This window comes from Paenibacillus sp. FSL H7-0942 (assembly GCF_045040715.1).
In the GTDB taxonomy this organism is placed as follows: Bacteria; Bacillota; Bacilli; order Paenibacillales; family Paenibacillaceae; genus Paenibacillus; species Paenibacillus amylolyticus.
In genome coordinates this window covers 4,168,188-4,187,056 of record NZ_CP150279.1, presented here as the reverse complement: position 1 = coordinate 4,187,056, position 18,869 = coordinate 4,168,188, and the positions used below count along the sequence as shown (strand labels likewise).

Genomic DNA, 18,869 nt, shown 5'->3' with positions numbered 1-18,869 from the left:
CGGAGCAATCTCTTGATTTTGGATGTCGTCTATTTAATATGCATGTTAGTATCGTCAATCGTTTCTTTTACGCTGTTTAATCACGCGCTTCTGTCGTTTTCTTTTTGGATGAATCTCGTTGCTTCTTATGTAGCGATTACGGCTATTTGGATCTACGCGCGGTTCATCATGCAAAATATGGATCGGTTTAAACGGTTTGTTCCAGGTTACACAGCTTTAGGTGTAGTATTGGGTATTTATCTGATTTGTGTGATGATCTACACGTTGTTAACAGGTTCAGCAGATCATGCGCTTCGCTGGTTCGTATTGTTACACACGTTAACGATTGCGATCGCAATTATTTTGTGCGGAATCATTATGATCTATATTCAAAGTGCGCGCCGTCATGAAACAGATGAACATACAAAAATCGCAAACTTACAATTAATCGAAAAAGCCTTACAGCAATTGCTTCATACCATGGTGCAATATTCCGTCCTAACTGTGGAAGAGGAGCGCAAAACCGTTCAGTCATTAATTGAACTTGTAAAGTATAGTGACCCAATCACTCCGGATTCACTTGAGAAAAATGACCGTCAGATCTTGTTGGACATTGAATTGATGAACAGTGAGCTTGCAAATCAGTACGAAGCAGGGGAATTGGTAAATAGTGAACGTTTTGCTTCGCAACTATCCCAGTTAAAGTTCCGTTTGAAAGAGCGCAATCAACAGATCATGACAAGCAAATCATAAATTGCAGGAGGAGAAACTTTGAAAAAGAAATTTGGGATTATATTCATTATAATTTCATGTATAGCAATTCTGTTCTCTTTAGTCGAACTATCCGAGGGAACGGATGTGGCAATTATCAATGCATTTGTACTTTTTGTAAGTGGGATTGTTCTGCTTGTTATAGGAATTAAAATGTGTGGTCGACCTAAATTTCAACTTAAAGCCGATCAACATTATGTTGACGATTCTAGTAGTAATGTGCAATATGACGGAGGTAACTATCACGAGGAGTATGAAGAAGTCGAGGAATCTCAAGAACCTTTATCCTTAATATGTTCAGGGTGTGGAGCTAGAGTAAAGGTATATCCTACTTCGTCTGCGGATTGTGAATATTGCGGAACAACGATGAGAATCTCGTAAACCGTGTAGCGGACTAAATGACTTCTTTTACGGATACTTGTAATATACACTGCTAGGTAGAGTGTGATGTTTTAAGGAGGAAACGCGGTGAAGAAATTTTTTGGCATTTTATTCATTATCCTTTCGTCTGTGACGATCCTGTTATCTTTAATATTAATATCCGAGGGAACAGAAACAGCCATTATCAGTACGATAATTCTTTTTATCCCTGGGGTTATCGTACTTGTTACGGGCATTAAAATGTGTGGTCGACCTAAATCTCGTTCTAACACTGATCAATACCATCACAATTCTAATGATAATCAATATTACGAAGATCAGCATAATGAGAAATATGAAGATAGAGAAGATGAACCTCAAGAATCTGTATCCGTGAATTGTTCAGGGTGTGGAGCCAAGGTAAAGGTATATCCTGCTTTGTCTGCGGATTGTGAGTATTGTGGAACGACAATGAGGATCTCTTAGTCGTAGCTAACATAAATAGACTTTAACAGTTTTAGCGGACGGATACTTGTAGTGTGTCGGTTAGGCGTAGAGTTTGTTTGGGAGGAATCAAATTGAGGAAGTTTTTCGGGCTCATTTTTATGGTGTATGCAATTGGCACACCCATTGCTTTTTTCAATGCAGACAATCACAAAAGTGGGGATCTATTTGGCATAATTGGAGTTATTATTATTGAATTTTTATTTTTGTTTTTTGGTATTAAATTGCTTAGGAAAAAACGTGTTAAGAAAAAGCGTGTCCCGGAACGAAAGTTTTATGGAGGAGACTATGGAGGTCATCTTGATCGCGAAAATGTGAATCCGCATACTTATTCAAGTTACAATAGCAATACCGTTAGTTACAGTAGTCATAATACAATTAACTATACAGAGATCAATTTCTCGGATAAGGAAAACACTGAAGAGAAAGTCGAAGAAAAAGTTGAAGAGCCACAAAGGCCTGTTTCAGTGAGTTGCCCGGGGTGTGGGGCGAAGGCAAAAGTGCTTCCTAAACAATCAACGGATTGCGAGTATTGCGGAACAACAGTTGTAGCAAATTAGAACGGTTCAGAATGGATACGAGAAAGGATTAAGCCTGATTCCTATGGAGTCAGGCTTTTAATCTCCTCAATTTAGAATCTCTAAAAGACCCTCAAACGATCAAATACGTCATATAATTCCACGTGAATCACCTTAATGTGGTCCTTTTAATGAAACGTTTCGAATTTCACATTTATAATTAAGCCACATTATATTCAGTATTTGTAAGCGTTCTATTTTCTTGTTTACGGAAATGGGAAAATTATGATAACATGTACACGAAACGTTTCGAATTCATTTGAAGGGAGAAAATCATGAAAAAAGTAAAACAATTCAGCTTCATTTTAACTTTTTGTTTGTTAGCTAATCTAGCTTTAACTCCTATGGCTTCAGCAGGTGACTCAAGCAATTTAATTGGATTTCGAGCAGAATTGAAAGCGATTGCATATAAGACCTATACGTTTTTTGAGGACTATACGGATCAAAATACTGGCTTGACTTACGATGAAGTACGGCACACTGAAAACGGGATAGAAGAAGCTAAACGTACCTCGCCCACAAACATCGCAATGTATATGATGAGTACCGTTTCAGCGCAACAATTGGGCATTATTTCAAAGAAAGAAGCTGTACATCGCCTGCAAACAACTATAAATTCCCTCGAGAAGTTAGAAAAGTGGAACGGCCTATTTTATAACTGGTATAACACGGATGACGGTTCGGTGAAGAAAGATTGGGGCCAATTTATTTCCCAAGTCGATAATGGCTGGTTATCCGCTGGTTTAATTGTTGTTGGGCAAGCCTATGAAGAACTTCAGGGGGGAACAAGCAAGTTGGTTGAAAATATGAATTATACTCCGCTATATGATCCTGAAGTCGGCCAATTCCGCGGCGGTTATGATGTGGCTAAAGGCGCGCTGACGGACCACCATTATGGGATGTTTTATACGGAACCACGTGTAGGCAGCTATATTGCTATTGGGAAAGGTGATGTTCCTCAAGATCATTGGTGGAAGATGTATCGCACATTACCTCAAGAATGGGATTGGCAAGCTCAGATTCCTCAAGGCAAATCCGTTAAGTACGATGGAGTGGATGTGTTTGAAGGAAGTTATGTATACAAGGATAAAAAGTTCGTGCCAAGCTGGGGAGGCAGTATGTTTGAAGCTCTTATGCCCGGTATGGTCATAAAGGAAAAAGACCTGGGTACTCAAGCTTTGGGATTGAACAACCAGCGTCATGTCGAATTGCAGATCGAATACGCCAAAGAAAAAGGGTATGCCGCATGGGGCTTCTCACCTTCTGCCACTCCGACAGGTTACAGTGAGTTTGCAGCAACACCGTTAGGTACCTCAGGTTACAAAGATGGAGCAACGGTAACAGCACACGCAACATTCCTTGCTTTGGATTATGCCCCTGAAGCAGTTCGAAAGAACATTAAAGCTTTAAAGAACTTCAAAATGTTTGGCAAATATGGGTTCTATGACTCAGTCAATATTGAAACGGGAGAACTTGCAAAAGCTTATCTGGCACTGGATCAAGGGATGATTATGGTGTCGATCGCCAATTATCTTCAAGATGGCGTTATCCGCGATTATTTTCACAGTGATGTGATAGGGCAGACGCCAGAAGAATTATTGAAAAAAGAAGTGTTTTCCATTCAATGAAGGGCTGCTTTAGATTAGAGCAAGATCACTAACGAAATGGGACGAAGATTAAAAGATGGGCGGAACGAAGCAGGGTATCAGCATGCTTCGTTCCGTTTTGCGTTTACAATGGCGATTTTAAGACTTACGTTGTGGGGCATAAGCACAAAGAAAGACGCGTACGCCTTCAGTGATGATATGTTTATTTTGTTCCTCATCTAATGTCCCGATTTTTCCCGGTTGATTGAATACCAATAAAAACGTTAATGCAGCGAAGTGCTTTGCAGCCATTTTAGGATCAATCACATGAAGCAGTCCGTTTTGTCCAAACTCTGAAAACCTCCTGATAATCCCCTCTTCAGTTGCGTTATCCAGCCTATCAAAAAACGAGTCTGGCAGGTTGGCAGCTTCCACCATAACCAGACGGATCAAAGCCTTGTAATCGGACGAACCGTTTGCAGAAGCTACGATTTGTTCACAAAATAAAATAAGCGCCTGCTCAAGATCTTCGAATTTCAAGAGGTGGTCTGAAATCCCTTGCTCAATCATGACAAGAACCGCCGAACTGGATTCTTCCACAACGGCAAGCAGTAGGTTCTGTTTGTCGCCATAATAATCATAAACTGTCCGTTTGGAAACTCCCGCTTTAGTTGCGACCGCATCGACGCTGGAACGATCAAACCCGTCTGAAAGAAACAGATCTCGTGCCGCCGCAATAATTTTAGCTCGTTTGTCTGAAGAGCCTTTGCGGATTTTCTTGTTTTCCGTATGATCCATTCTTACGTTTTCCCCCTTATATGTATATTTAAGAAATGGATTAGAGTCTGCTTTACAAACTACACTGTACGGTGTAGTGTAACAAATGTAGCGTATCAAATCAATGATCAAGGAGGTTTTTATTCATGAATACCATACCGTCTGTTGTTGACGTTCTCATTGTCGGGGCCGGACCCACAGGGCTTACACTTGCCTGCGACCTTGCCCGTCGAAACGTCAACCATCGTATTATTGAACGAAGCACCGTGTATAACGTTGCATCTCGCGCCAAAGGAATCCAGCCTCGCTCGCTTGAAGTCATCGATGATTTGGAAGCCGTTCACTACATTGTTGATACAGGTGTTGTGGACTTGCCTGTTCGTTATTATACCGCAGATGGCAGAAGTGTGGACAAGCCGACTATTACCGTTGCAGCCAGCGCCGAACTTGAGACACCCTATCGTGATCCGGTCTGGATTGCTCAATTTGATGTGGAAAAAGCGTTGCGCGACCGATATGCAATGCTTGGCGGTCAAGTTGAGTTGGGCATGGAAGCTGTAGGGCTTGTTCAGGATGTGGATGGTGTATCGGTAACGGTGAATACAGCACAAGGAGAAGAGCAAATTCGTGCTCGTTATGTAGTCGGCGCTGACGGGGGCAAAAGCAATATCCGCAAATTTATACACTTACCGTTGGTTGGGGAAACACATGATCATGAGCGATGGTATCTTGGCGATGTACGATTGGAAGGGTTAGATCGTGACCATATCCATATCTGGACTTCTTCGGAGGGGATGGTCGGGGTGACGCCGCTGCCAAAATCCGATATTTGGCAACTGCAGGCTACAATTCCGGCAGACATTGATGAACCAGAGCAACCGTCGCTAGAGGTGTATCAAGCCATGTTTGACCGTCGCGCCGGGTCCGGACGTGTTCGGCTTACGGATGCTTCTTGGTTGTCCATCTACCGGGTCAACGTTCGTATGGTTGAATGTTACCGAAACAACCGGGTCTTTCTTGCCGGTGATGCTGCTCATGTTCATTCTCCGGCCGGTGGTCAAGGCATGAATACGGGAATACAGGACGCATACAACCTCGGCTGGAAGCTGGCGGCTGTCATACACGGAGCAGACACCGCCTTACTCGACACCTACGATGAGGAGCGCCGCCCAGTGGCTCAGGCTGTGCTCAAAGACAGCACTAAGAAGATGGGAGGCGTTATAAGAACGGCGACTGAAGGCGGAGGGTTGTCCCAATCCTTGAGCACCATATCCGACGATCTGACGAGCGGGCTTCTCATTTCCTATCGTTCAAGTTCGCTTACCCGTCCGTCTGCTCGAACAAATGCTACCCGCTTACTTCCTGGAGATCGTGCTCCTAATGCTACTGGACTACAAGGCACCGGGTTTGCAGGAAGTGTCTTTGACCTCTTGCGCGGCCCACACTGGACGCTTTTGGCTTTTGCAAACTACATCGATCCTTCTTTGAAGAACTTCACCAACGATGCACTCCATTTGCATTATATCTTTCCATCGAAGGTGGAGGAGGCGGAAGGCATAATAGACACTGCCGGGAATGCTTATCGAATTTACGATGTCGCAATTAAAGAACATGTATTGATTCGTCCTGACGGTTACATCGCCTTGCGCACCTCCATTGATGATACCGCATCGATCCTGAATTACTTGAATTTGTGTGGCTTATCATAGGATCGAGCGACCCAAGGTTCTGCCCGAGTCACATCGTCTTATTGAAAATAGAGTGCAAGAAATTCTATTCATGCAAAAAAGGGTCTTGCCATTTTCATAACAGGACCCTTTTTGAGTAAACTAAAAATCCCTCAAACGATCAAATACCTCATATAAATCCTCGTGATTGACCTTAACCAAATCATCTTGACGCAGTTCCAAATGCTGCTGTAATTGCTCCAGCAACTCCGTTAGAACAACATAAATCTCTTCCCGCTCAACAGTTTCAATAAAGCCGGTCTTGGCATCCATCTTGTTGAAGGTCTGTGTGTAGTTCTCAACCATGGAGACGAGCTGTTTGTGTATAGCTTCCTGATTGTTCAAATCTTGACTTAATTGCCGGATTTCCTTCAAGCACTGCTTGTACAATTGAGCTGCTTTTTTGGCGTGTGCCGCCTTGATGTGGTCCCGTCCATCCCAATCCCGAAATGGATTGTTCAGGTTCTCTTCAAGCCATTCCGGTTTGCGTGCTTTGGTGATTTCCATATCAAGTCCGGCAGCAACGGATTTTTTATATCTTGTTTTGATCGATTTGGCTGCATCGGCAGGCAGGCTGGTTAGCCACAGCGTAGCCAAATGTGGAAGTTGCTCTGGATCAGGGAATTCTTCACCATTGAAGCCGAACAGGTCATATGTAGTGAATATCTGCAAATTTGCCAAATGCTGAATCGACTCTATATGGGATACATTGCCGGGCTTACCCCACAGTCGCAACTCTGAAAGCTCAGGATAATACTGCACAAGTGGCTTCAGATTGAGCTCCGTGATATCTCTGATATACAGACCTTCAAGTCGTGAGATACCCGTAACCTGTGGCAGGCCCGATGGAACATTGAGAGTGATGCATCTACCGTCTTCATAAGCCAAGATACGCAGATCAGGAGACAACTCTCCTGTGAAATTCAGACTTTTCATCTTTGTGTTCAAAATTAATTCCTTCAACCCACTGACATCCACAATAAGTCTGGTCAGGTGGCTCTTGCTGATATCGAGCATCGTTTGACCATGATGTATGATATGAAGTTCATTAATGAGCGGGTTGTCCTCTATAAATGGAAAGATTGATTCCGTATATCCATCCATTTCAATATGTGTCAGACAAGGTAGCTTTGCGAGTTCGGCTACATCTTCAGAAGATGTAGGGCTGAAATCGCGGAGTGTACTCGTACTGCGCCGCATTACACGATCGCCAATCATCACTTCTTCGTCATCATCCGCAGCTTGTTTGAACTGCGCTCTTCGGATCGCATCGATACCTTCCCATTCACGCTGGAGATAGAGACTTTCTCCGATCGGCCAGCCTCCGCCATACGTATTTGTTTCCTCGGTGTAGAGAGGAGGGATGTTGCCTGCAAGCACATACTGTGAAGGAACATTAGCACTCACGAAACTATGGGCAAGTCGGTCATTCCAGAAATAGAAATTACAGATCAGCGGTTTCATCTGATGAAGATGCATTTCATTAGGCAGTTGATCACCAGTCCAATCCAACTGAAGGACGGAGGCAAGCGTGTCAGAAGTTTTACCCTCTGTTTCTTTCAGTCCAGTTACCTGGCAGGCTGTATATTGTTGTAATTTTTCGACGTACACGCAGTACACATCTCCAACATTGGGGATCATGTTATGCTCCTTTCGTTCTGCATCAATCGATGCTAAGCTACTTGTAAACTAAGTATTCTGCAGAACTAATAATAGATGAATTATATCAAAGTCATTCAGAGACTACCATTTTGGATAGAGTCGAATAGGCTTGAATACTTTTATAAAAAGGAACGATGTCTATGGATACAAGTATGAGCCGCAACAAAAAACTGGGTGAGTTTTTGAAATCACGGAGGAGCCACATTCAACCGGAACAAGTTGGATTGTCAGGATCTCATGGACAGCGAAGAACACCCGGTCTACGGCGGGAAGAAGTGGCAGTATTGGCTGGTGTCAGTGCAACGTATTACACGTGGCTCGAACAGGGTAGAGAGTTGGCGGCTTCACGAGAAGTGATGCAGAGTATAGCGAATGCGCTCCGTTTAACCCTGGAAGAGAAGAGTCATCTGTTTGACTTATGGGACCCTAATACGGAACATGAATTCCTTGCTTCGTATTCGCAACTGGAGCCAGGGTGGCAGAGCATTATTGGCCAGTTGACTCATCCTTCATTTATTACCAATGAACGTTCTGAGGTACTTGCCTGGAATGAAGCTGCAGACACGAACCTCTTCAACTTCTCGTCGATGAATGTGAATGAGCGTTTAATGATGCGGATTTTATTTCTGGATACAGCGCTCAGGGAGCGTATGCACAACTGGGAGGAATTCGCGCGGCACTCGGTAGCCGTATTCCGTACGTATTATGACAAGTATCCGAGTGACCCCGAATTTAGCAGAATCGTGAAACAATTGAGTGAAGAAAGTATAGACTTCCGAACGATCTGGAACCTGCACCAAGTTGAACTCAAACAAGTCAATCGTGTCCTGCTTGAAACGACGGATCGGGCAGATGGCGTTGTGCATGCATACGATATCTTTTCCATGAATAATCTGAACAGCCAATCAGGCATTCATTGTTGTATTTACGTTCCTGCTGCCATATAGAAAGTTAATCAAACTGGTAATTTCTTTACTAGCATAAACAGAGTGTGGTTGGGGTCTCGGAAGTGAAATAGAATGAACTCAAGTTCATACGTATCTAGTTAACGTTTCTATTTCAAGATGAAAAGAGGGAGCCACATGCTCAAAACAAGAACACTGGGAAATGATAAATTACGAATATCTGCGCTCGGCCTAGGTGTGATGATGATGCCGGATAATGACGAATCTGTACATACCATTCAGGGTGCGCTGGATGCAGGAGTCACCATGTTTGATACGGCGGATCTGTACGGAGCGTATGAAAAACAGCGATTTGGTGGGAATGAAAAACTGCTTGGACGCGCGCTTCAAGGTCGAAGGTCCAAAGCAATCGTTGCCACCAAATTTGGTATAACACACACGCAGGGCCCCAAGGGAGATCCGGCCTACATCAAAAAATCAGTAGATGCGAGTCTCTACAACCTGGGAATGGATTATATCGATCTGTATTATCAACATCGTCCTGATCCGAATACACCCATTGAAGAGACCATAGGCACGCTTGCCGATCTGGTTCAACAGGGGAAGATTCGATATATTGGTTTGTCCGAAGCGCCAGTAGCGATCATTCGGCGTGCACATGCTGTTCATCCGATTACAGCGTTGCAGACCGAATATTCATTATGGAGTCGAGAGCTTGAGGATGAGATTATGCCTGTCCTGCATGAATTGAACATTGGCTTGGTTCCATACAGCCCTTTGGGGCGGGGCTTCCTGACAGGTCAGATCCGTTCTATAGACGATCTGCCGGAAGATGATTATCGTCGTCACTATCCGCGTTTCCAAGGTGAGAACTTTCAGAAAAATCTGGAGGTTGTTGGATTGATCCAACAGATGGCTAAGCAAAAAGGGTGTACGGTCTCTCAACTTGCTCTGGCTTGGTTGCTTGGAAAGGGAGAACATATCGTTCCGATCCCAGGGACTCGCAATCTGGAAAGAGTTCACGAGAACTTAGGGGCGCTACAGGTTTCGCTTACGGATGATGAGATGAACCAGATAGATCACATATCTCCACAAGGCATTGCAGCCGGAGGCAGATTCCCTGGTCAAGTCTAGTTTGTTTATACAAGATTCTAAGAAACCTTAAAGTTCAGGATTAAAAACAATATATAACATGTGTCAACGGTATTATCTTTCTATTCTCCGGCATACAGTACAACAATGAGATGTATGCCCAAGGAGGAGAAATGATCGTATGATGAATCCGATTTTACAAGCCCCGAATGTTCCGCTGGCAGCCGATTCCAATGCGGTTGTCAATTATCAGAGGGATTCACGCAACTATGTAACCCAGTTGTTTGGAGAACAGCTGCCGACCATTGCAAATGGGTTCTTCAACGTGTACTTAAGCAAAGGAATCATTGTGCAACCACACTGGCACACCAATGTCACGGAGATGGTTGTGGTCATCACAGGTGAAATTACAGCGTCAGTCTTTAATCCGTTTACGCGTGAACGATTGACATATCGTCTGAAACCAGGTCAGGTTGTTGTATTTCCGAAAGGCTGGTTTCACTGGTTTGTGGCTGAGACAGATGATGTATATGTATTAACTATCTTTGATCAACCAACGCCTGATATTGTATTTGGAGCGGATTTCTTGGCAGCTACACCGCCGGAAGTGGCTCACCGCGCGTACTGTTTGGATGAAGAGGCATATGCGAGAGCTGTTGCTTCCATTAAAAATGATGCGATTCTGGGCCCTCCAATAGGGTGTGATACGCAGGTTTCTGATCAATCGACTTCACCTTCCAAGACGTCCGTGTCACCATCCAATAAGCTGAAATCTTAAGTCAAGATTCCTTATTCATTATCAAAGTACACAGCCTGTAACTGGAGAATATTAGTTGCAGGCTTTTTGATGTGTCGATGTAATAATCGTATGAAGTCCATGGAGGGGTTGGTATTATATTAGAAAAAATTCAAAATGCCTGAGTCAGTGGGTTACGTTCTCTGTTAGTATAGTATGAACATCCAACAAAAACGGAGGACTCATAGAATGAACATGTCAGAAATGAAAACGCTTGAAACTGCAATGAGTTATGCACCTATTTTGATGTTTGACAGAGCCGAACCCTTTTATCCTGATTTTGTTGGCATTTCTGTGTTGCATCAATCTGGGCCTTCACCATCGTTCAGAAGGGACATTAAGTTTCCGACCGAGGTAGTACAATATGTAATTGAATATGCAATCTGGTGGGATTATGAGATTGGACATCTGTATGAAATGGAGCATGTATGGGTTTATGTGGGTCATGACGGAGACGTAGTAGACTGTGAAGCCAGTTTTCATGGGAAGGTGCTGCGCGGATTATTGAAGGAACGGGTCAATGTGGTTGGACATCATGTATGTCTGTACTCACAGCCTGGCAAACATGCTTTCTCACCACTTCCGGTTGTATTTGAGTTATTGCCAAATCTGTATAGTGCAGCAGGTGCCGAAGCTGGATGTGATGGGCTACTTGTGAATGAGTTGTTTCAAGATTATTTTGAAACAAATGAACAGATCGATGCTCAGGTGGAGCGTTATCTACAGACCAAAGCGTTTGTACCTACTATGGAGTTCGAAGAATATTTACTAAAACCGGAGATGTTCATGACGTGGGATAATCTGTTTGGTATTATTCCGCACAGGATTAAGGACCGCCTAATGGAACTGGAGCAGCTATATAACACATAAATAATTAGTTTTAAACGGGTTTTATGTTAATTTAAAGTGTATTTTCTCGCTTCAGAACCAAACTTTGTTGATTCGGGTTTGGTTTTTTTTATGGGAAAATAGACTCACTATGAGTATGTATTTATTAGACTTAGGTCTTGAAATGTTGAGTGTGTACAGAAAAAATACATAATTTTTTTTGTGGAAAATGATATTTGTTAGACGTAAGAACTATATAACTTCTTGTATAAATAAAAGAAGATCATGTCACATGAAATTTTGTATGGAGATGTATGTGTAAGTCAATGCAGAATGTTGATTATACGTATATATGTAAATGAAAAAAACAATTTAATAGGTAAAAAGTATAATTTATATTAAAAAGAAGATTCTTTATATCTGAAATAAAAATTCATAATAGTGCAAATTTATAGAAATAAAAATCTCCTATTCAGTTTTAATATATTTATGTCGAAATAGATCGTAAGTTGTCTGGAGCGCGACCAAGAGAAGGGTTTACCAAGCGTTATATACATAACTGGACACTACGATGCCTAGGAGGAGATTACATGAAGTGGTTTGGAAATTTGAAAACAGCAACAAAGATTATCTCAGCGTTTTTAGTTGTGTCGATAATCCTTGCGGCGCTTGGCGTCTACTCTGTAGTAACATTGAGAAGTACGAATGAACGAATGCAAGAGATGTATAACAACAATCTAATCTCTGTGAAAGAATTATCCTCTGCTCAGATTGATTATCAAAGAATGCGTGTGAACGTGCGTGATTTGAGCTTCGAAACCGTTGAAACCGAAAAAACTCGGATCACGGAGAACATCGCTTCGATCCGTCAGAGTGTGAATGATCGCCTGACCATCTATCGTCCGCTTGCAACAACCCCTGAAGAAATAGAGTTACTCCGTAATTTTGATGCGGAATATCCAGGATATTTAACAATGTTTGAACGAGCAACTAATCTGGCTGTCGCAGATGATCAAAGTGCCTTTAATACCTTCCTTAAATCTGAGCTTAAACCACAAGGAGACAGGATTGTAGAACTCCTTACCAATTTGATCGACCTTAATGAAAGTATGGCTGAACAGGCGAATATACAATCTCAGGCTGCCTATTCACAAGCATTTAAAGTAACGATAATTCTTGTGGTTCTGTCCGTACTCTTCAGTATTCTCATTGGATATATCATCTCTCGCTCCATTTCGAAGCCGCTCATGGCTATGCTGGGTCTAGCTACGGAAGTTGCCAACGGAAATCTCACCCTTAAGTCGGACATATCCAGCAAAGATGAAGTGGGTCAACTAGCCGCGGCACTGAATCGGATGGTCGATAATCTGAAAGAGTTAATTAACAATATCGTGATGAACTCCCAAAGTGTTGCAGCTTCTTCGGAACAGATCTCAGCCAGCACACAGGAAATTGCGAGCACCAGCACAAGCCAATCCAGTGAGGCGGGAAATATCTCCGAATTGTTCAAGGAGCTTTCACTAGCCATTAACTCCGTCGCTGCAAGTGCAGAAGAAGCGGCTGAACTGTCCAACGATACGGTGAAGACTGCTCGTGAAGGTGGACTTGTTGTACAGACTTCATTGGAAGGTATGCAAGCTGTTAATACAAAAATGACCAAGCTTGAAGATGATTCTCGTAAAATCGGTGACATCATTGAAGTGATTGACGATATTGCTGAGCAGACCAATCTGCTAGCGCTGAATGCTGCAATTGAAGCGGCACGTGCCGGAGAACAAGGACGAGGATTCGCCGTAGTAGCAGATGAAGTCCGGAAGCTTGCCGAACGAAGTGGCGAGGCGACCAAAGAAATTACAGCCATCATCAAAGCAATGCAGGAAAATACGAGACAAAGTGTACAGGCTGTAGCAGCCAGTGTTGAGCAGTCTTCCATGACTGGACAGGCGTTTGATCAGATCATTGATATGGTCAATAACTCCTCACAGAAAGTAAACGAAATTGCTGCAGCATGTGAAGAGGAAGCAGCCCAAGCCGCAGAGGTGATGAGCTCTGTTGAATCCATTTCGGCTTCCAGTGAGGAATCCGCTGCAGCGTCTGAAGAGACGGCGGCAACATGCCAATCTCTGGCACGTCTGGCGGAAGAGCTGGCAAATTCTGCAGCAGCCTTCAAAACAAATTAATAAAATTGAATTGAGGGTGAATTGATGTCTTCACTTCAGAAGGAACAATATATTGAACTGTCTGTAGGTGCAGAGACTTGCGCCATTCGAATCGAAGAAATTCACGAAATTATTAAAATGCTTAGCATCACAGATATTCCATTTAGCCGTCCAGAGATCAAAGGGGTAGTTAATCTGCGCGGCAAGGTTGTATGTGTAATGAGCCTTCGTAATCTGCTGGGTATGCCGGATGAACCGGACACCAGAGCGACGCGTATTATCGTAGTTCGACATCAGGAAGAATATATTGGTTTGATCGTGGATCGCGTGAACAAGGTAACCACATATTCCGAAATACATCCGCCAACCGGCGGATATGGTCGTAACCGTGAAGGTTTATTCCATGGTGTGGGTCAACAGGAAGACAAGCTTGTGGGCATTTTGAAACTGGACGAAATATTGGGCGGTTAGGGAGGAATACACGAATGATGGATTTGTCTGCCTACCGTGACATCTTTATCGAAGAACTGAATGATCAACTGGAACGTATGGATCAGTCTTTATTGGCATTGGAGCTTTCACCTTCTGTAGAACTGGTTCAGACGCTGTTTCGGGCAGCCCATACCATCAAGGGATCGGCATCCACTATGGATTTCCGTGAATTAAGCGACCTTACGCATGAAGTGGAGTATGCTCTTGAATGGGTCCGGGAGAAAAAACCGGAGATGACTTCGGAGCTAATTGATACGTTGTTCCGCTCTTTGGACGCCATGAAGGTGCTTCGTGATCAGTACATCCGTGGGGAAGCCTATGCAGACTTTCGAGCGGTAGTACGAGAAATAAAGGATTTAATTCAGACCCCGGCAGTAGTAGGGCAACTTAAAGTACCTCAATTGCAACCAGCAGAATCGATTGTGGCACAGGTGGCTATAGTGTCAGGCAAGCAGTTATTGTCCATTCATATCGTGCTGGAGCAGAAGTGCATGATGAAAGCGGCCAGATATCATATTTTACGACAACGTATCGAGGACATCTGTGGTACGGTTATCGCTACTTCGCTCATGGAGAGTCAACCGGGCGCGCAGAATGAAGATGATCATTATGGTCAGTTCATCATCATCGTAGCAACGTCGAAGGACCCACAGCAGCTTAAGGCAGAGCTGTCTTCAGATTCGGATATTCATATGCTGGAGATTGATCCATATCTGCTGGAATCCAATGAGGTTGCAGCGACTTCTGCACCACTTGAATTAATCTCTGAAACAGAGCAAACGAAACAAAGCTTTCCTACCGTGAATACAACTGGGCCGGATGAGAAAGTGAAAGCTGCTCAACCTACAGTTCGTGTGAGTGTTGAACGTCTGGACCATTTGATGAATTTGGTCGGTGAACTGTTAATTGATCAGACATCCCTTGCAGATCTGAGTGGATCGGGTGCGCGTAAGGAGTCTTCAACACTCATCCGGACTATTAGTGGTGTATCCGATCATATGGGCAGGGTGATCAAGGAACTTCAAGAAGGTGTAATGAAGACACGGATGTTACCTATTGATCAACTATTCAGTCGCTTCCCGAGATTGGTTCGTGACCTTTCGCAGAAGCTGGGTAAAGACCTGGAACTGGTTATTCAAGGTGGAGAGACGGAGCTTGACCGGATGATTATTGAAGAACTAAGTGACCCGCTGATCCATCTCATCCGCAACAGTGCAGATCATGGCATTGAAAGTGCAGAGGTTCGAGCGGAGCTCGACAAGCCGTCCAAAGGACGAATTACCTTAACTTCATTTCATGAAGAAAATCATGTTGTTATTCGTTATTCGGATGATGGCAAAGGTATCGATGGTGAGAAGATTAAAGCTTCCGCCTTGGGCAAAGGTATCATTAGTGAGGAACAGGCTGCACGTCTAACAACACAGGAATCTGTCCATCTCATATTTGAGCCCGGTTTCTCCACAGCTTCTTCTGTCAGTGAAGTATCAGGGCGCGGTGTTGGAATGGACATCGTGCGTAGTCAGATCGGGCGCCTCAACGGTATCATTGATATTGACACAGAGGTTGGTGTTGGTACCACGTTTACGATTCGTCTACCCCTTACTTTGGCGATTATTAAAGGTCTGTTAGTCAGAGTGTCGGGCCGTGTGCTGATCTTGCCGATGTATAATGTTGCTGAGATTGTTCGAATTTCACCTGAAGATATTCAGATGATCCAGGGGCAACAAGCGATCCTGAATCATGGACGAATTGTACCTTTTCACCGACTGTGCGACAGGCTCAACTATCCACGAACGGACCGTAAATCCAAAACCATTCCATTGGTGATCGTGCGATCTGTTGATAAAATTGCAGCTTACGCAGTAGATGAGATCATCGGGAATCAGGAAGTTGTTATTAAGACACTCGGTACGTATCTGGGAGCGATGAACCATCTATCTGGAGCAACGATCCTCGGTAATGGTAAGGTTGCCCTTATATTGGACGCGTCCTATCTGGTGAGTCTTTAATCGTTAGATAACACAAATATTATGCAGGCCAAAGAGCCTCATTATCCATAACTGGATGGTGGGGCTCTTTGTTGTACTTTTTGGCATTATACCACTCAGGATTTGAAAATGAGATCCATAAACCGGTTGGCAGCTAGAGAAATCGGCATATTGCGTTTGGTCATAATCCCCACATGGGAAGGGGGGAGCGGGACATCAAGCTGAATTTCGAAGAGAGAACCTTCCTCCAGCTCTTTGGATATAAATTCACGTGTAACATAGGAAATCCCCAGTCCTCGACGCGCAAACTCAATCAACAGATCAACACTACCGACCTCAATCTCAGGTTTCAACGTGTAATTATAGCTGTTAAACAACTCGGTTATAGCCATCCGAACCCGGCTGTTTCGGGAGAAGAGAATCAGTTGATGCTCCAGAAGCATCTCAAGTGTCATGACTTTCCCCTTCAACTGAGCATAACGTTCCCCGGCTACAAAACAGTCCTTCAACTGAATACTTTCCCTGACTTCTAGCTGTGGATCAACAATGGGCATCCGAACAACACCAAGATCAATCTTGCCTTCTTTCAGAAAGGTAATCACTTCCGGCGTGGTTCCATGACTCAGATGTAGCTTGATGTTAGGGTACAAGGTGTGGAATTCCTCTAGATACGCCAGCATGTAATGCTTGAACAGGGAGTCACTGCCACCAATCCGGAGTTCACCATTGTCGAGATTCTTCAGTGCGGCCATTTTTTCTTCCGCAAGTGAGATCAGAATCTGGGATTGTTCAATATAGGAGTATAGACTGGCACCTTCCTGTGTCAACGCTACACCCTTGGAATTTCGATAAAACAAGGTAAGACCAAAGCTCTCTTCCAATTGCTTAATGGCATGACTGACGCTGGGTTGAGTGATATATAGTGCTTTCGCAGCCTGTGTCAAACTTCCCGTTTTGGCGGCCCAATAAAAGACTTTATATAGTTCGTAATTTGTAGTCATAGATGTGGTCTATAGCTCCTGTGAAATATATTAATTACTTGTATAGCTATAAAACGTATTATAGTGTAACTACAACAAAGAAACCAGAGTTACTTGGAAGGAGAACGGTAAGATGGAACCAACTACCATTGTTTTATTTGGTGCTACTGGCGATTTAGCCAAAAGAAAAATATATCCTGCCTTATATAACTTATATCTTGAGCAGAAGCTTCCTGAAACCTTCTCATTGATTGGTCTGGGGCGTAGAGATTGGTCTGATGAATTCTTTCAGGCACAAGTGGAAAAATCACTTAATGAATTTTCCAGACGCCAGGCTGATCCTGAAGTTGTGAAGTCATTTGTGAAAGCTTTCCGCTACAGTGTATTGAATATAAGCCATAAGGAAGATTATATAAAGCTGTTGGGATTAGTTGAACAAAGAGAAGCTGAACTTGGCATTCCGTCCAATCGCTTGTTTTATCTCTCGGTTGGTCCGGAATTTTTCGAACCGATTGCCGAGAACATTCAAGAAAGTGGACTGGGTTCCACAGAGGGATGGAAACGCCTCGTTATCGAGAAGCCATTTGGTCACGATCTACAGTCTGCGAGAGACCTTAATCGCAAATTAAGCGAATCGTTCACGGAGGAAGAGATTTATCGGATTGACCACTATTTGGGCAAACCGATGGTACAGCGTCTGGAGACGTTGCATCAGAGTAACCCAATCATGAAGGCGTTATGGAACAACCGTTACATCTCCAATGTGCAAATTACGGCAAATGAGACTGTAGGTGTCGAAGAACGTGCATCCTATTATGATCATGTTGGTGCAGTGCGAGACATGTTCCAGAATCATATGTTGCAATTGCTCATGATGATGGCGATTCAGCTTCCATACAACAGTACTTCCGAAAAAGTTGGATTGAAGAAAAAACACATTATGGAATCGATCCAGCCGTTACAAAAACAAACTGTGGGCGCAAACATCATCCGTGGACAGTATGCAGAAGGCAACATTCAAGGTAAACCGGTAAATGCTTATACTGCTGAACCGGGTGTAGCCGAGAATACGATGAATGACACATTCATTGCTGCCAAATTGCAAATTGATGATTTCTTCTGGCGTGGTGTTCCGTTTTACATTCGCACGGGTAAAAGAATGAAGGAGAAATCAACACGTATCGTGATTGAATTCAAAGAACCTTCAGGACAGACAAATGTGCTGAAAAACAAAGGTTCCAAGCCAAACCTGCTCGTCATTGAGATGAGTCCGGATCAGAGCATGACATTGCAACTTAATGCAAGTGATCCTGAGAATAAAGGTGAATTCAAACCGGTTCACATCGATCTTTCTCCGGATAAAGGTGACCTCGCGGAAGCTTACGAGAATCTGATTCGTGATGCTTTGCTGGGTGATCCAACCTTCTTTGCCCACTGGGATGAAGTAGAATTGTCATGGGCGTGGGTGCAGCCAATTCTGGATGCATTCCAGGAAAATTTGTTACCACTTCACCTGTATCCTGCGGGTAGCTATGGACCGGTTGAATCAGATGTTATGCTTGAAGAAGAAGGTCACCACTGGTGGTTTGATGAGCCGGCGGATCAGGAGTCTGTAGTTACAAATAGCATACCCTTGGCGGTTAATGCGAATCTCTAAACCAAAATAAAAAATATATCTGGAGGTA

Annotated in this window: 17 protein-coding genes; 14 read left to right on the top strand and 3 right to left on the bottom strand. The window is 43.5% G+C overall.

Features of this window, described 5'->3' with window-relative positions; genetic code table 11:
* The first annotated feature begins 42 nt into the window (after positions 1-42).
* The 5 genes from MHI48_RS18515 to MHI48_RS18495 all read left to right on the top strand — a co-directional run bounded on the left by MHI48_RS18515 (position 43) and on the right by MHI48_RS18495 (position 3,820).
* Positions 43-732, top strand: coding sequence for a hypothetical protein (locus MHI48_RS18515; RefSeq protein WP_405141392.1), 690 nt, complete (start codon positions 43-45; stop codon positions 730-732).
* 18 nt (positions 733-750) lie between these two features.
* On the top strand, positions 751-1,131 hold the full coding sequence (locus tag MHI48_RS18510) for a hypothetical protein (RefSeq protein ID WP_340935508.1): 381 nt from the start codon (positions 751-753) through the stop codon (positions 1,129-1,131).
* A gap of 87 nt (positions 1,132-1,218) precedes the next feature.
* A complete protein-coding gene (locus MHI48_RS18505; RefSeq protein WP_076317559.1) occupies positions 1,219-1,596 on the top strand; it encodes a DUF3784 domain-containing protein in 378 nt (125 codons plus the stop codon).
* A 92-nt stretch (positions 1,597-1,688) separates the two neighbouring features.
* Positions 1,689-2,174 carry a hypothetical protein gene (locus tag MHI48_RS18500; protein ID WP_076317560.1) on the top strand — a complete coding sequence of 162 codons (486 nt, stop codon included), beginning with the start codon at positions 1,689-1,691 and terminating at the stop codon, positions 2,172-2,174.
* Positions 2,175-2,467: 293 nt separating this feature from the next.
* Positions 2,468-3,820 carry a glucoamylase family protein gene (locus tag MHI48_RS18495; protein ID WP_405141390.1) on the top strand — a complete coding sequence of 451 codons (1,353 nt, stop codon included), beginning with the start codon at positions 2,468-2,470 and terminating at the stop codon, positions 3,818-3,820.
* A 117-nt stretch (positions 3,821-3,937) separates the two neighbouring features.
* On the opposite strand, the gene MHI48_RS18490 is transcribed toward MHI48_RS18495, so the two are convergent.
* On the bottom strand, positions 3,938-4,576 hold the full coding sequence (locus MHI48_RS18490; protein ID WP_405141388.1) for a TetR/AcrR family transcriptional regulator: 639 nt from the start codon (positions 4,574-4,576) through the stop codon (positions 3,938-3,940).
* Between the two features lie 125 nt (positions 4,577-4,701).
* On the opposite strand from MHI48_RS18490, the gene MHI48_RS18485 reads away from it, so the two are divergent.
* Entirely contained in the window at positions 4,702-6,264 is a 1,563-nt protein-coding gene (locus MHI48_RS18485; protein WP_405141386.1) for an FAD-dependent monooxygenase, read from the top strand.
* 120 nt (positions 6,265-6,384) lie between these two features.
* On the opposite strand, the gene MHI48_RS18480 is transcribed toward MHI48_RS18485, so the two are convergent.
* Positions 6,385-7,923: a hypothetical protein gene (locus tag MHI48_RS18480; RefSeq protein ID WP_405141384.1), complete on the bottom strand. Its 1,539-nt coding sequence runs from the start codon at positions 7,921-7,923 to the stop codon at positions 6,385-6,387.
* Between the two features lie 155 nt (positions 7,924-8,078).
* Between MHI48_RS18480 and MHI48_RS18475 the strand changes: the two genes are divergently transcribed.
* The 7 genes from MHI48_RS18475 (at position 8,079) to MHI48_RS18445 (ending at position 16,225) form a co-directional block, all read left to right on the top strand.
* On the top strand, positions 8,079-8,891 hold the full coding sequence (locus tag MHI48_RS18475; RefSeq protein WP_405141382.1) for a helix-turn-helix transcriptional regulator: 813 nt from the start codon (positions 8,079-8,081) through the stop codon (positions 8,889-8,891).
* 135 nt (positions 8,892-9,026) lie between these two features.
* A complete protein-coding gene (locus MHI48_RS18470; protein WP_405141380.1) occupies positions 9,027-9,983 on the top strand; it encodes an aldo/keto reductase in 957 nt (318 codons plus the stop codon).
* A gap of 139 nt (positions 9,984-10,122) precedes the next feature.
* Entirely contained in the window at positions 10,123-10,719 is a 597-nt protein-coding gene (locus MHI48_RS18465; protein WP_036613444.1) for a cupin domain-containing protein, read from the top strand.
* A 207-nt stretch (positions 10,720-10,926) separates the two neighbouring features.
* On the top strand, positions 10,927-11,607 hold the full coding sequence (locus tag MHI48_RS18460; protein ID WP_340017740.1) for a hypothetical protein: 681 nt from the start codon (positions 10,927-10,929) through the stop codon (positions 11,605-11,607).
* A gap of 548 nt (positions 11,608-12,155) precedes the next feature.
* A complete protein-coding gene (locus tag MHI48_RS18455; RefSeq protein WP_340029118.1) occupies positions 12,156-13,745 on the top strand; it encodes a methyl-accepting chemotaxis protein in 1,590 nt (529 codons plus the stop codon).
* 24 nt (positions 13,746-13,769) lie between these two features.
* Entirely contained in the window at positions 13,770-14,195 is a 426-nt protein-coding gene (locus tag MHI48_RS18450; RefSeq protein WP_017687852.1) for a chemotaxis protein CheW, read from the top strand.
* A gap of 14 nt (positions 14,196-14,209) precedes the next feature.
* On the top strand, positions 14,210-16,225 hold the full coding sequence (locus tag MHI48_RS18445) for a chemotaxis protein CheA (RefSeq protein ID WP_036672845.1): 2,016 nt from the start codon (positions 14,210-14,212) through the stop codon (positions 16,223-16,225).
* Between the two features lie 95 nt (positions 16,226-16,320).
* Here MHI48_RS18445 and MHI48_RS18440 read toward each other — a convergent pair whose 3' ends face one another.
* Positions 16,321-17,205: a LysR family transcriptional regulator gene (locus tag MHI48_RS18440; RefSeq protein ID WP_036672843.1), complete on the bottom strand. Its 885-nt coding sequence runs from the start codon at positions 17,203-17,205 to the stop codon at positions 16,321-16,323.
* Positions 17,206-17,317: 112 nt separating this feature from the next.
* Here MHI48_RS18440 and zwf point away from each other — a divergent pair, with 112 nt between their 5' ends.
* Positions 17,318-18,841 (top strand): glucose-6-phosphate dehydrogenase, encoded by a 1,524-nt coding sequence (zwf, locus tag MHI48_RS18435; RefSeq protein WP_036613459.1) that lies wholly within the window; start codon positions 17,318-17,320, stop codon positions 18,839-18,841.
* Positions 18,842-18,869: the final 28 nt, after the last annotated feature.

What these genes read in the sequence shown, in the direction of transcription:
- MHI48_RS18515 (WP_405141392.1), top strand. Translation starts at nt 43, where the DNA reads ATGTTAGTATCGTCAATCGTTTCTTTTACGCTGTTTAATCACGCGCTT.
- MHI48_RS18495 (WP_405141390.1), top strand. Translation starts at nt 2,468, where the DNA reads ATGAAAAAAGTAAAACAATTCAGCTTCATTTTAACTTTTTGTTTGTTA.
- MHI48_RS18490 (WP_405141388.1), bottom strand. Translation starts at nt 4,576, where the DNA reads ATGGATCATACGGAAAACAAGAAAATCCGCAAAGGCTCTTCAGACAAA.
- MHI48_RS18485 (WP_405141386.1), top strand. Translation starts at nt 4,702, where the DNA reads ATGAATACCATACCGTCTGTTGTTGACGTTCTCATTGTCGGGGCCGGA.
- MHI48_RS18480 (WP_405141384.1), bottom strand. Translation starts at nt 7,923, where the DNA reads ATGATCCCCAATGTTGGAGATGTGTACTGCGTGTACGTCGAAAAATTA.
- MHI48_RS18475 (WP_405141382.1), top strand. Translation starts at nt 8,079, where the DNA reads ATGTCTATGGATACAAGTATGAGCCGCAACAAAAAACTGGGTGAGTTT.
- MHI48_RS18470 (WP_405141380.1), top strand. Translation starts at nt 9,027, where the DNA reads ATGCTCAAAACAAGAACACTGGGAAATGATAAATTACGAATATCTGCG.
- MHI48_RS18465 (WP_036613444.1), top strand. Translation starts at nt 10,123, where the DNA reads ATGATGAATCCGATTTTACAAGCCCCGAATGTTCCGCTGGCAGCCGAT.
- MHI48_RS18460 (WP_340017740.1), top strand. Translation starts at nt 10,927, where the DNA reads ATGAACATGTCAGAAATGAAAACGCTTGAAACTGCAATGAGTTATGCA.
- MHI48_RS18455 (WP_340029118.1), top strand. Translation starts at nt 12,156, where the DNA reads ATGAAGTGGTTTGGAAATTTGAAAACAGCAACAAAGATTATCTCAGCG.
- MHI48_RS18450 (WP_017687852.1), top strand. Translation starts at nt 13,770, where the DNA reads ATGTCTTCACTTCAGAAGGAACAATATATTGAACTGTCTGTAGGTGCA.
- MHI48_RS18445 (WP_036672845.1), top strand. Translation starts at nt 14,210, where the DNA reads ATGATGGATTTGTCTGCCTACCGTGACATCTTTATCGAAGAACTGAAT.
- MHI48_RS18440 (WP_036672843.1), bottom strand. Translation starts at nt 17,205, where the DNA reads ATGACTACAAATTACGAACTATATAAAGTCTTTTATTGGGCCGCCAAA.
- zwf (WP_036613459.1), top strand. Translation starts at nt 17,318, where the DNA reads ATGGAACCAACTACCATTGTTTTATTTGGTGCTACTGGCGATTTAGCC.